This window comes from Nitrospirillum pindoramense, from assembly GCF_007827955.1.
GTDB classification, from domain to species: Bacteria; Pseudomonadota; Alphaproteobacteria; order Azospirillales; family Azospirillaceae; genus Nitrospirillum; species Nitrospirillum amazonense_B.
Genome location: NZ_VITR01000012.1, coordinates 74,140 through 86,325, shown reverse-complemented (window position 1 = coordinate 86,325; position 12,186 = coordinate 74,140). Strand labels below are relative to the sequence as shown.

9 protein-coding genes are annotated in these 12,186 nt (G+C 67.4%); 6 read left to right on the top strand and 3 right to left on the bottom strand.

Annotated features, from left to right (window positions below; all coding sequences use genetic code 11):
• Positions 1 to 74: 74 nt before the first annotated feature.
• From FBZ90_RS19510 to FBZ90_RS19500, 3 genes are all read left to right on the top strand, one after another.
• Positions 75 to 710 carry a PadR family transcriptional regulator gene (locus tag FBZ90_RS19510; RefSeq protein WP_145734664.1) on the top strand — a complete coding sequence of 212 codons (636 nt, stop codon included), beginning with the start codon at positions 75 to 77 and terminating at the stop codon, positions 708 to 710.
• 19 nt (positions 711 to 729) lie between these two features.
• Positions 730 to 936 (top strand): hypothetical protein, encoded by a 207-nt coding sequence (locus FBZ90_RS19505; RefSeq protein ID WP_145734663.1) that lies wholly within the window; start codon positions 730 to 732, stop codon positions 934 to 936.
• A 111-nt stretch (positions 937 to 1,047) separates the two neighbouring features.
• Positions 1,048 to 2,337, top strand: a complete 1,290-nt coding sequence (locus FBZ90_RS19500; protein WP_145734662.1) for a diguanylate cyclase — start codon at positions 1,048 to 1,050, stop codon at positions 2,335 to 2,337.
• On the opposite strand, the gene FBZ90_RS19495 is transcribed toward FBZ90_RS19500, so the two are convergent.
• On the bottom strand, positions 2,325 to 2,852 hold the full coding sequence (locus FBZ90_RS19495) for a hypothetical protein (protein ID WP_145734661.1): 528 nt from the start codon (positions 2,850 to 2,852) through the stop codon (positions 2,325 to 2,327). The genes FBZ90_RS19500 and FBZ90_RS19495 overlap by 13 nt on opposite strands.
• Positions 2,853 to 3,340: 488 nt before the next feature.
• Here FBZ90_RS19495 and FBZ90_RS19490 point away from each other — a divergent pair, with 488 nt between their 5' ends.
• The gene (locus tag FBZ90_RS19490; protein WP_145734660.1) at positions 3,341 to 4,279 is read left to right on the top strand and encodes a hypothetical protein; all 939 of its coding nucleotides are present in this window, start codon (positions 3,341 to 3,343) and stop codon (positions 4,277 to 4,279) included.
• Between the two features lie 217 nt (positions 4,280 to 4,496).
• Here FBZ90_RS19490 and FBZ90_RS19485 read toward each other — a convergent pair whose 3' ends face one another.
• Together FBZ90_RS19485 and FBZ90_RS19480 are read right to left on the bottom strand one after the other, a co-directional pair.
• Positions 4,497 to 5,612 carry a Fic family protein gene (locus tag FBZ90_RS19485; protein ID WP_145734659.1) on the bottom strand — a complete coding sequence of 372 codons (1,116 nt, stop codon included), beginning with the start codon at positions 5,610 to 5,612 and terminating at the stop codon, positions 4,497 to 4,499.
• Positions 5,613 to 5,868: 256 nt separating this feature from the next.
• Positions 5,869 to 8,529: a PAS domain-containing hybrid sensor histidine kinase/response regulator gene (locus FBZ90_RS19480; RefSeq protein ID WP_186455930.1), complete on the bottom strand. Its 2,661-nt coding sequence runs from the start codon at positions 8,527 to 8,529 to the stop codon at positions 5,869 to 5,871.
• An 88-nt stretch (positions 8,530 to 8,617) separates the two neighbouring features.
• Here FBZ90_RS19480 and FBZ90_RS19475 point away from each other — a divergent pair, with 88 nt between their 5' ends.
• Together FBZ90_RS19475 and FBZ90_RS19470 are read left to right on the top strand one after the other, a co-directional pair.
• A complete protein-coding gene (locus tag FBZ90_RS19475) occupies positions 8,618 to 9,319 on the top strand; it encodes a response regulator transcription factor (protein ID WP_186455929.1) in 702 nt (233 codons plus the stop codon).
• A 243-nt stretch (positions 9,320 to 9,562) separates the two neighbouring features.
• Entirely contained in the window at positions 9,563 to 12,040 is a 2,478-nt protein-coding gene (locus FBZ90_RS19470) for a methyl-accepting chemotaxis protein (protein ID WP_145734656.1), read from the top strand.
• Positions 12,041 to 12,186 lie beyond the last annotated feature (146 nt).

Here is a 12,186-nt window from a genome sequence, read left to right as displayed (position 1 = left end):
CTCAAGAAAGGGTCGAGATATATCTTATCTCACGATATATCGAATAACACACTAGATAGGGTCGAGATATCATCATGCGCTTTTTCAAACATCATGAGGACCGGCACTGCGACGGCGGCCGCCGCCATGCCCGTGGCCGCGACGGCGACGGTTTCTGGGGCGCCTGGGGCGCTCACTGGGGCGGCCATGGCGACCGCTGGGCCCGGGGGGAGCGTGAGGGCTTCGGCGGCCGGGGTGGTCGCGGCGGCGCGGCGCGGGTTTTCGAAAACGGCGACCTGCGTTTCCTGTTCCTGGACCTGATCCGGGAAAAGCCCCGCTATGGTTATGAGATCATCAAGGCCATCGAGGAAAAGGTCGGCGGCGGCTACAGCCCCAGCCCCGGCGTCGTCTACCCGACGCTGACCCTGCTGGAGGAAATGGGCCATACCGAGGTGGCGGTGGGGGAGGGCGGCAAGAAGCTGTACACCCTGACGTCCGCCGGCGCCGCCTTCCTGGAGGAAAACCGTCCCGTCCTGGCCGCCATCAAGGAACGGCTGGACAAGGTCAGCGCCCAGCGCGGCTGGATGCCGCCCGCCACCGTCGTCCGGGCCATGGAAAACCTGAAAATGGCCCTGCGCCTCCGCCTGCGCGGCGAAAGCCTGACGGAAGAGCAGGCGCGCGCCATCGCCCAGGCCCTGGACCAGGCGGCCCAGGCGATCGAGCGGGCCTGACTGAACGGGGAGGATCGCCATGACTATCCAGTCCACAGGCAGTCGGCCCGATGGATCGCCGGCCAATGGCCCGGTGGCGGCCGGTGATGCCCATGGCGACCTGACCGCCGCCGACATCCGGGGCCGCCTGGTGGCGCTGTCCCGGTCCCAGGCACTGGGCCGCCGGGCCGCCTCCCAGCGGGGCGGCCACGGCGACCCGGCGCCCGAAACGCCAGAGCGGGACTAGCCATCAGGTCAGCCCCACCGGCCTTGTCACGCGACAGCGTCCGGTTGATGATCCGGCGGCGGCCGCGCCCCGGTTTGGGCCGTCCGTTCCACCCAGGACCGCCCCGGTGACATGACGCGTGCCGACCACCGCCTTCCGACGCGCCGCCTGACGGTGGCCTATGTCGCCGCCCTGGCCCTGATCGCCCTGCTGTCGGGGGCGGTGCACCTGTTGCTGGACCATGTCATCGCCCAGCAGCGCGACAGCGGCACCATCATCAACGTCGCGGGCCGCCAGCGCATGCTGTCGCAGCGCATCGGGCTGCTGGCGCGGGACTTTTACGAGGATCATGACGAACAGGCGCGGATACCCCTGCTGCAGGCCGCCGCCGCCATGGAGCGGGCCCACCGCGCCCTGCTGGCCGGCAACGGCGACCTGGGCATCACCCATGGCCTGTCCGATGCCGCCCGCGCCCTTTATTTCTCACCGCCGACCGACCTGGACCGGCGCACCCGTGACCTCATACTCTCCGTGCGCATCCTGGCCCGGGGCGAGGGGCCGTCGGACTCCACCGAGGACCTGCGCGCCCGGTCCTTCGCCGATATCCGCACCCAGACGCGCGACGTCATCATCCCCCTGCTGGATGAGGCGGTGCGCCAGTTCGAGGGGGAGGCGGTGCAGCGCATCGACGGGCTGCGCCGGGCGCAGCAGGGGGTGCTGGCCATCCTGTTGACCACCCTGCTGGCGGAGGCCCTGTTCATTTTCCGGCCGCTGGTCGGCGGGCTGAGGCTGTCCGCCGCGCGGCTGTACGACATGGCCACCCGCGACGCCTTGACCGGCCTGCCCAACCGCCGCCACTTCCTGGAGGTGGCGGGGCGCGAGGTGCGGCGGCGGCAGGGCGCGGGCCAGCCGGCGGCCTTGCTGCTCATCGACATCGACCATTTCAGGGCCCTCAACGAGTCCCTGGGGCCTGAGGCCGGGGACCGCGCCCTGGACCAGTTCGGCCGGCTGTTGCAGGGCTGGCTGCGGCAGGGCGAGGTGGCCGGCCGCATCGGCGGGCGCGCATTCGCCGTGATGCTGCCGGATGCCGACCTGATGGACGCGACCGCCCGCGCTGAGGGCCTGCGCCGCGCGGTGGGCGCCGCCCCCATCAACGGTCAGGCCACCCTGGCCTGGACGGTCAGTATCGGCATCGCCCGGATCTCCGCGCCGCCGGCCCCCGGGGCGCCGGCCCCCGGGGCGTCGGACGCGGAGGTTCCTGGGGACGGCACGGGTGAGGGTAGCGGCGGCGGTGGCGGCGCGGACCTGGCGGACGCCCTGCGCCGCGCCGGCCAGGCCCTGGACGCCGCCAAGGCGGCGGGCGGCGACCGCGTGCAGGTCGATGCCGACGGGGGGCGCTCGCCCCCGTCTCAGGCGTCGTAACGCCCGGGTAGGGGCATGCGCTCCAGCGCCAGGGGGCGCACCGGCAGCGACAGGCCGTGCGCGCCCAACGCGCAGGCCATGGCCCGCGACGCCACCAGCACGCCGTCGCTGGTGCCGGGCCGCATCAGATGTTCCACCAGCGCGTACAGCCGGGCCGGGGCGTTGGGTTCGGCCGAGGGCTGGGCCAGCGCCAGCAGGCGCAGCAACTGGCGTTCATCCGGGGTCAGGTCGGGGCACCCAGGACACCCCACCCGCGGCCGTTCCCGCGCCGACCGGCCATACAGCAGCAGAAAGGCGCGAAAGGTCGCCATCACCTCATCCGCGTCCTCGCCGCAGGCCTGCAGGAAGGCATGGCGGATCAAGGGACAGCCGGGCCGGGCCGGGCTGGACCCGGCATAGGGCTGGGCCATGTGGCGCAGGCTCCACACCAGCAGCCGCTCCCCGGCGCTCAACCCCTCCAGCGGGGTGGGCGGGGGCCGATGGTCGCGGGGGCTGATCATAAGATCGTCGGGCATGTCGAACCTGCTGCTGTGACCGTCGGCAGGCACGATAATGAGAATCACTCTTAACATCAAGCGCGCGTTGGGGGCGGTACGGGAGGGGGGATAAGTGTCCGCGCTTCCACATAATGCGAGAATCGGTATGCTTTCTCGTGTTTTTGATTGGGTATATATTAGATCTAATAATTTGAGAGTGAGCGCTATGGGCTGTGAAGTGATTGCCAGGCTCAAAATATGTAAGGTGCGAACTGTTTGTGCTCGAACTGCTGAAAGGCTAAGGTTAACGGTCAAAACCCATAACCGGCTTAAGAAGCTCAGACCTGTTATCGCGTCCTATTGCGGAAACCTTAACGATTGCACGCATAATGGCCACTCCTGACGGTCCCAGAGGATCGCGGCACGTGTCCTGTGCGCTAATTCCGAGGAACCGGCTCCAACGGATTCCGAAGTCCGAACGCCTTGCCCACGAGTACTGCTTCTTCCTACATGACGCCTGCGTCCATATGCTTGGCGAATATGAGCGAGAGCGCGTGCACTATGTCCGCTTCGAGTTCCGAGATGCGGATGAAGCGGAAGCGTTCGAGCGATACGCGAACGAGACCGACTCGATAGTCGCGCTTAAGATGGTTGGCAGGCTCGACGAGGCGAAGCGCGTTGCTATTAACACCATCACCCTCGGAATGGTGTCAGACTGTTTGCATCACATTTATGAGGCTTTACGCTGCATGGAGCGGTGGAAGGTCGTGGTTGCTTTTAATCTTCTACGGAAGCCTTTGACGGACAGCCTCGTCTACCTCTCGTGGATGTTCAGCGACGAGGACGACTTTTATGACGCGTTCGCCAACCAGTCGCCTGCCGGACTAAGGCCCAAGATCGTCGGGAACCGGCGGCAATCCATCATCGATGCCGCAGTCGGAAAGACAATGCTGAAGGGCGTCGTTGATTCTGACTGGCTCAACGAAGTGTTGTTCAAGCCGGCCTACCCGCAGGGGCTCTACAGAATCTTCCAGCATGCGGTGCATTTAATCACTGCCGAGCGGGAGGAAATCCGAACCGAGCCAGAGAATTTCAACTTTATTTTTAAGAATCACACCGACAACGATTCCTATCATGGCCTCTATGAAGTGCTGCCTACCGTTATGCTTTTCCTGAGCCATGTGATTGAGGGGCTGTTCGAACGCATGCACGCCAAGGACACCGGAGCTAGGGCCGCCTTTCAAACGCGATCGGTGCTCGGGCTATACCTTCTGAGCGATCATCCCGACTGTGTAGGCAATGTCAGGACCATCTTGGGCGATTTATCGACAGTGCTCGCTTGCCCGAAGTGCCATGAACCGCTAACGCTCACCAAGCACAATATGGCAAGGCTGCTCTTGGCGGAATCATTCCGCTGCAAGTCCTGCGGCCGGGCTTGGCCATTCCCATTCTCCTACATCTTTTAGCGGCCAGCCGCGTGAGTGCGACGTAACGCACGGCAGTTTCTCAAGCGGTAGCGTCGGTCGGCAGGCTTTCGCATCAGTTGGGTAAGGCTGTGTTCAGGATATGCGGTAAGTTCACGCAAACTTTGGCGGTTCGTGTCGCTTGCCATTCTCATCTTATGGGGCACCGCACAGTGTCTGTGAGTTACCGCGTAAAAAGGGGGGCTTCAGGCGTCAGGGGTCAAAAGGCGTCCCGCCCTTCGGCAATGTTCAGCAGCTGGGAGAACACGAACGTGGCCGGCGCGCGGCCCGCCGCCGGTACCAGTTCGCGCAACAGGCCATTGTCGCGCAGATCGCGAATGATCTTTCTGGCCGTCGGCGGTGGGATTTGGGCTGAGGCGATGAAATCCGGCGTCTGGAATATGGGCCGTTGGAAAATCCAGTCGAGGGCCCGCACCGCATATTGCGAGTGGGTAATCTCCACCACCCAATCGCGTTTGTCCTGATGCAGGGCCAGAATCGCTTGGGCTTTCCGGGTGTTGCCTTCGGCCTGGGCGATGATGCCCCGCAGGAAGAAAGCCACCCAGCCACTCCAGTCGCCGTCACGCGAGACGGCGAGCATTCGACCGTAATATTCATCGCGGTTGGCTTCGAGATATTCTGAGAGATAGAAATTGGGCCGTGACAGCAGCCCATGAGTATAGAGGAACAGCGGGATGATGAGTCGCCCGATGCGCCCGTTGCCGTCGAGAAATGGATGGATCGCCTCAAACTCGGCATGGACAATGGCCAATTGTACAAGTCGATCTGGCGCGTCGGTATGAATATAGGTCTCCCATGCCGACATCGCCCCCTCGATCTTGTCAGCACTTGGCGGAACGAAGCGCGCCTGTTCGATGGTGCAGCCCTCTGGTCCGATCCAGTTGGGAATGCGGCGGTATTCGCCGGGATCCTTGTGACGACCACGGACACCATCCATCAATACCCGATGCGTGGCCTTGATGAGCCGCTGCGACAGTGGAAGCCGAGACATCAGGGCCGCCGCTTCGCGCAAGGCGGCGCGATAGTTCAGAACTTCGCGCGCGTCCGCCTTCTTAGGGGTGCTCTCGTCGAACAGATGGCCCTGCGCCTCAAATTCCAGCACTTCGCCCAGTGTCACCTGTGTCCCCTCAATCTTGCTTGAGAGAACAGCTTCGCGGGCCGTTAGCGGGGACAGTAGGACGTCCGGATTGGGAATGCCGGAGAGCACGCCCTCATACCGCGCAATCGCGGCATTGGCGGGTCCAACCAGCGGGAATAGGGTGTGGAGATCAAGCTCCGCGGGTGGAAACTGTCCTTCGTGATAAGCGACAGGCAATGGCGTCTCCGTCAGGCCATCATGGGTGAACGGCGTGAGCCCCAGGCAGCCCTTGACGTTCGTTTGCCGAAAGTTACACCGTTTGATGATCGTGAAATAGCGTTCTGCCTACATCAAGCAGCCTTGTTGTTATTAGACGATCATCAAATCCGCAGTCGGCCCCCTATCCCGCTCGGGCGCGGCCGTCGATTAAGGAGTGACGACACGAAGGGTCGCCCGTTTGGCGCCCCACCTCCCCACCCTGCCCCACCGCCCATCAGGCGAACAGCTTGTCGATGTCGTCCTGCGCCGTTTCCGCTTCCCCTTCCTCCGACAGGGCGGCGATGCCGGCGTCGCCGCGGACGACGGCGTCCAGCTTCTCCTCGATTTCCGCCAGGCGGGCCACGGCCTTGCGCACCCGCTGGGAGGTCAGGTCCTGGAAGCTGCAGGCCTCGAAGATGGCCATCACCGCGCCCTGCACCGCCTCCGCGTCGCTGGGGCTGGCGATGCGGTCGACCTGTTGCAGGATGGTTTCGGCCGCCGCCAGGATGCGGTCGGCGGCCACTTCGGTGATGTCCACCACCGCCTCCAACTCCAACCCCGCGCCGACGCCCCGGCGCGAGGTGGCCAGCTCGCCGATCTCCTGGCGGATGCGGCGCAGCTGTTCCTCCACCCGGATCTTCTCGATGGCGCGCGACAGCTCGTCCATGATGGGGCGGAAGGCCGGCGCCCAGCGGCGGGCCTCGCCCAGGCGTTCCTGCTGCCCCGCCTCCTCCACCGCCGCCGCCGCGTCGGCCAGCTTGCGGGCGCCGACATAGCGGGCCGCCCCCTTCAGCGCGTGCGCGCCCAGGCGGATGGCTTTGGCATCGCCCAGGTCGACGGCGGCCACCAGGTCGGCGATCAGGTTGTCGGCGCTGGACCGGAACGATTCCAGCATGCCGTCGATGACCTCGAATTCCGACCCCACCATGTCGATGAGGCCGGACAGGTCCAGCACATGGGCCTCCACATCGAACACGGTGCCGGGGCCCAGGTCGCTCGCCCGCGCCTCGGTCGGGCTGCGCAGGTCAGCCAGGGTCGGCAGCAGCCGCAACAGGGCTGCCTCCAGCGCCTCCACCGACAGGGGCTTGGTCAGATGGTCGTCCATGCCGGCCGCCTGGCACCGCTCCTCCACGCCGCGCACGGCATCGGCCGTCAGCGCGATGATGGGCAGGCGCGGCAGTCCCCCCCGCTGTTCCTGGTCGCGGATGGCCGTGGCCAATTCCCACCCATCCAGGCCCGGCATATGGCCATCGGTCAGCAGCAGCCCGTGCCGGCCGCGATCCAGCAGGCGGAGGGCGGCCAGGCCGTCCTCCGCGAACTCGTGCGCGACGCCCAGCCGGTCCAGCACATGGGCCAGCACGTCGCGGTTGGTGGCGTTGTCCTCCGCGCAGAGAACCACCGCCCCGCGTTGCGCCGCCTGGTCCAGGGTGGGGCCGGACCAGCGGCCGGCGCGGGTGGTCTGGGTCCGCGCCTGCGCGTCGGCCGGCGCTTCGCGCTCGGCCAGGGGCAGGGAGAGGAAGAATTGCGAGCCGCGCCCCACGACGCTCCGCGCCTCGATGGCGCCGCCCATGAGGTCGACCAGCCCCTTGCAGATCGACAGCCCCAGCCCGGTGCCGCCGAACCGGCGGGCGGTGGAGGATTCCGCCTGGCGAAAGGGCTGGAACAGCAGGGGCAGGGTTTCGGGCGGGATGCCGATGCCGGTGTCCGCCACCTCGAACAGCAGGGCGCCCGCCGCCTCGCCCTGGCGGACCTGGAAGCGCACGGTGCCCTGCTCGGTGAATTTGATGGCGTTGCCCAGCAGGTTGACCAGGATCTGGCGGATGCGCATGTCGTCGCCGTACCGCCAGGGCGCCAAGTCCGCCTGCACGGTGACGCGGAACTTGATGCCCTTCTCCTCCGCCTTGGGGCGCAGCAGGGAGACGACGCCATCGATCAGCCGGTCGAGATTGAACAGGCGGGGGGCCACCTCCAGGCGCCCGGCCTCGATCTTGGAAACGTCCAGGATGTCGTTGATGACGGCGACCAGGCCGTCGGCGCTGTCCCGGATGGTGGCGGCCATCTTGGCCTGCTCGGCCGACAGGCTGGTGTCCGAGAGCAATTCGGCCAGCGTGCGCACGGCGTTCATCGGCGTGCGGATTTCATGGCTGACCGTGGCCAGGAAGGAGGATTTCATGCGGGTGGCCCGCTCCGCCTCCTCCTGCGCGGTGCGCAGCTCGGTCACGTCCTGCAGCCAGATGATGGTGCTGGGCCGGCCTTCAAACGTGATGGCCCCCCGCCAGGCGGCCAGCCAGCGGTTGGCCTCCCCCACCGGCACCGGGAAGGTGTGGCCCGGCCCATAAAGACCCAGCACCGCCTCCGCCTGGTCGATCAGGGTGGTCATGGTGCGCTGGTCCAGGTCGCCGTCGTCGGAGCCCAGCAGGTCGAGCAGGGCGTTGTTCCAATAGCTGACCCGGCCGGGCCCGTCGCACAGGGCCGCCCCCACCGGGGCGTTGTCCAGCACCTCCAGCAAGGCTTGCTGCGAGGCCTCCAGCGCCTGCTTGCGCTGGTGGGTCTGGGTGATGTCGTAGTACCAGACCAGGGTCGCCGGGCGGTTCTCGAACCGGATGGCCCGGATGGTGACCGACGCCCAGGCCTCCAGCCCGTCGGCCCTCAGGATGCGAACCTCGTGCCCCGAGACATGGCCCCGCTCCGCCAGCAGGCGGCGCGCCTGGCGATAGTCGCTGTCGTGGGCGAAGAAGGCGCGGGCGGCGGCGTGGGCGAACGCGTCCTCCTGAAGCCCGCCCAGGATGTCCAGCAAGGGGCTGTTCCAGAACAGGATCTGATCCTGGTCATCCAGGATGGCGGCCCCGATGGGGGAGGCTTCCAGCACCTCGATCAGGTCGTTTTCATAAGCCACTGCCGTCCCCTCTCTCTGGCCCCCAGTCGGGATTCGGTCTCGCGCGCCGGTGCTTGTCATGGTTTCATAACCGGGATCGGTTACGAATTTGCGGAACGACACAGCCTGGCACGGCATCCCCATGATATTGACCGGCGTACGCATCCTTGTCGCGGATGATGAACCCTTCACCCGCTCCGTCGTCGAAACGACGCTCCGCAAGATGGGGGCTGCGGTGACGGCCTGCGGTGACGGGCGCCAGGCGCTGGACATCATCGCCGCCACGCCCCACTTCGACATCGTGCTGCTGGATTTCATGATGCCGTGGGCGCACGGGCTTTATGTGCTGAAGCAGATCCGGATGGGGGCCACGCAATTGCCGGCCGGCGTTCCCGTCGGCATTTTCACCAGCAGCAATGAAGAGACCACCGTGTCGCTCAGCATCGCGCTCGACTGCGACGCCTTCCTGGTCAAGCCTGTCGACCGCGTCTCCCTGATGGAACGGCTGGGGCGGCTGTTGTCCCGGCGCGGCCGAGCGCCGCAACCGCCGGAGCGTTACGAACGGGTGGACGTCGGCCCGCCCAACGAGATCATGGCCCCCGCCGCCGGCGCCCTGGCCCTGACCCCCCGCCTGGTGGAAAGCGGCTATCACCTGGACGAACTGCGGCCGGGCATGGTGCTGCGCGCGCCCCTGACCACCGTGCAGGGGCAAGAGGTGGTCCCGGCCGGCGTCACGCTGACGGAAGATCTGCTGACCCTGCTGGGCGATCTGGGCCGGGTCGTGCACCTGCATCCGGCCCAGATCGCCTGAGGCGGGCCGCAGATCCCAGGCCAGATCCCTGGGGCCAGATCCCCGGCCCAGAATCCCGGACGGCGTGTCCCACCCATCGTTGTCGTCATGCGTGTCATCGCACTTCTTAGGGTGTCAGTCCTTGGCGTTCAGGGAGTTTACCCTATACGTTAGGATCAACGCCTGGCTGGGGCCCCGCCAATGCGACTTCATGGGGGGGCTTCATGGTGAAAAGCCTGGCGGTGCCTGGGGAGGGCGACGGCGATGCGCGACACGGGGCCCGTGACAAATCGCGAGGTGGAGCTGCGCGACGGTGAGCTGCTGGTTTCCCGCACGGATCCGTCGGGGCGCATCACCTATGCGAACCGCGCCTTCATCCGGGTCAGCGGCTTCAGCCATGAGGAACTGATCGGCGCCCCCCACAACTTGGTGCGCCATCCCGACATGCCCAAGGCGGCCTTCGCCGATTTGTGGGCCACCATCCGGTCCGGCCGTCCCTGGGATGGCCTGGTCAAGAACCGCACCAAGACCGGCGATCATTACTGGGTGCGCGCCAACGTCACGCCCATCGTGCAGGACGGCACGGTCGCCGGCTTCATCTCCATCCGCAGCAAGCCCACCCGGGATGAGGTGCGCGCCGCCGAGGCGCTGTATGCCGGGCTGCGTGCCGGCCGGGGCGCCCTGAAGGAGGGCGTCGTCGTGGCCGCCGGTCCGGGCGCGCGCCTGGCGTCCCTGGCGGGCGGTGTGCGGGGCCGTATCGTTTTGACCATGGGGGCGATGATCGCCTGCACCCTGGGGGCAGGGGGCGTGCGCTTCCTCGGATCGGGCGGGGCGGCCGCCGGCGGTTCGTGGCTGGGCGCCAACGTCGTCATGACCCTGCTGTCGCTGGCCATCGCCTTGCTGGGGGGCGCCTGGGTCCTGCGCACGCTGCGCCAGGCGCTGAGTCGCCTGGAGGCGCACTTCGCCGCCCTGGCGGCGGGGCGCTTCGACCAGGCCATGCCGCCCGACCCGGCGGCGGAGTTCCAGACCGTGACCGCCAGTCTGCGCGCCCTGCGGGCGCGGCTGGCGTTCAGCGCCGATGAAAAGGCCGAGCTGATGGAGCGCACGCGGGAGGAGGCGCGCCAGGCCCTCCTGGAAACCTGCCGGGCCATCGAGGCTGACCTGACCGCCACCTGGATGGGGGTGGAACGGGGCAGCCACCGGGCCGTGGACGGGGTCGCCCACCTGAAGCAGGCCGTGGCCGTGGTGCGCGAAAACACGGTGGCCGTGTCGGCCGCCGCGCAACAGGCCAGCGGCAACGCCGGCAACGTTGCCGCCGCGACGGAGGAATTGAGCGCCGCCGGGGAGGAGATCGCCCGTCAGGCCGCCCGCTCCAGTGACGTGGCCCGTCGCGCCGTGGACAGTGCCGAGCTGGCCGCCGGCGCCATCGACCGGATGGAGGAGGCGACGCGCCAGATCGGCGCGGTCACCACCCTGATCGCCGACATCGCCGGGCAGACCAACCTGCTGGCCCTGAACGCCACCATCGAGGCGGCACGGGCGGGGGAGGCCGGCAAGGGCTTCGCCGTCGTGGCGCACGAGGTGAAGTCGCTCTCCGGCCAGACGCAAAAGGCGACCGATGAGATCGGAGGCCAGGTGGCGGGCCTGCGCGCGGCCGTGGCGGCCAGCGTGGACGCCATCCAGGCCGTCATCGCCGTGATCGGCGAGATCAATGAAACCTCCGCCGCCAATGCCGAGATCGGCCGCAGCGCCTCCGACTCCGCCGGTGCCGCCCACCAGGTGTCCCAAAGTGTGGGCAGCATTCGGGATCAGTCCGACGATATCGCCACCATCGCCGCCGATCTGGACCTGCGCGTGGGCGAGACGCAGACGGCGATGGTGGATCTGAAACGCCGCATGACCATCGCGTTGCGCCAATCGCTGGCTGGGGATCGCCGCGCCGCCGACCGGGTGCCCTGCGACCTGCCGGCCACGGTGCGGGTGGAGGGGCGGGCCTATTCCGGCCAGTTGCGCGATCTGTCGGTGCGGGGCGCCCTGGTGGCGGTGGACGGTTTGCCGGCCCTGGCCGACCAGCAGGAGGTGGCGCTGACGGCCGACGGCATGGGCACCGTCGCCGCCGTCGTGGCCGGAACCAGCGAACTGGGCCTGCACCTGTGCTTCGTCCATGTCGACGCCGCCGCCACCGACCGGCTGAGGTCGGTGATGGACCGCGCCATGGAACGGCATCGCGGCTTCATCGACCTGGCGCTCTCCGCCGCCGGCCGCATGGCACAGGCGCTGGAAGGCGCCCTGCAGGCCGGTGACCTCGCCGAGGGCGCGCTGTTCTCCCCCGACCTGGACCCCATACCGGGGACCGACCCGCAGCAGTACATGGCGCCCTACACCGCCGTGACCGACCGGCTGTTCCCCGACATCCAGGAAACGGTGGCGGCGGGCGATCCCCGCATCCAGTTCTGCGCGGCCGTCGTCCCCTCCGGCTATCTGCCCACCCACATGAAACGGGTGTCGCAGCCGCAGCGGCCGGGGGAGTATGTGTGGAACATGGCCAACAGCCGCAACCGCCGCCTGTTCAACGACCGCGCCGGCCTGGCCGCCGGCCGCAACACCGGCGATTTCCTGGTGCAGTCGTATTCCCGCGACATGGGGGGCGGCGTCATCGTGACCCTGAAGGAGGTGGACGCCCCCATCCGGGTGCGCGGCCGCGTCTGGGGCAATGTCCGCGTGGCGTTCAAGGACGCCTGAGGCGCCACTTCAGACGCGTCATCGTCAAATATTTGATTCACGAATAATTTTGAACCATCCCGTCGGGGGCGTCGCGGCTATGCGGCGGGGGCTGGGGTTGCCGGCTTTACCATAAGGGCCGCGCCCTTTACAGGAGGGAACAACTG

What these genes read in the sequence shown, in the direction of transcription:
- FBZ90_RS19510 (WP_145734664.1), top strand. Translation starts at nt 75, where the DNA reads ATGCGCTTTTTCAAACATCATGAGGACCGGCACTGCGACGGCGGCCGC.
- FBZ90_RS19505 (WP_145734663.1), top strand. Translation starts at nt 730, where the DNA reads ATGACTATCCAGTCCACAGGCAGTCGGCCCGATGGATCGCCGGCCAAT.
- FBZ90_RS19500 (WP_145734662.1), top strand. Translation starts at nt 1,048, where the DNA reads ATGACGCGTGCCGACCACCGCCTTCCGACGCGCCGCCTGACGGTGGCC.
- FBZ90_RS19495 (WP_145734661.1), bottom strand. Translation starts at nt 2,852, where the DNA reads ATGCCCGACGATCTTATGATCAGCCCCCGCGACCATCGGCCCCCGCCC.
- FBZ90_RS19490 (WP_145734660.1), top strand. Translation starts at nt 3,341, where the DNA reads ATGCTTGGCGAATATGAGCGAGAGCGCGTGCACTATGTCCGCTTCGAG.
- FBZ90_RS19470 (WP_145734656.1), top strand. Translation starts at nt 9,563, where the DNA reads ATGCGCGACACGGGGCCCGTGACAAATCGCGAGGTGGAGCTGCGCGAC.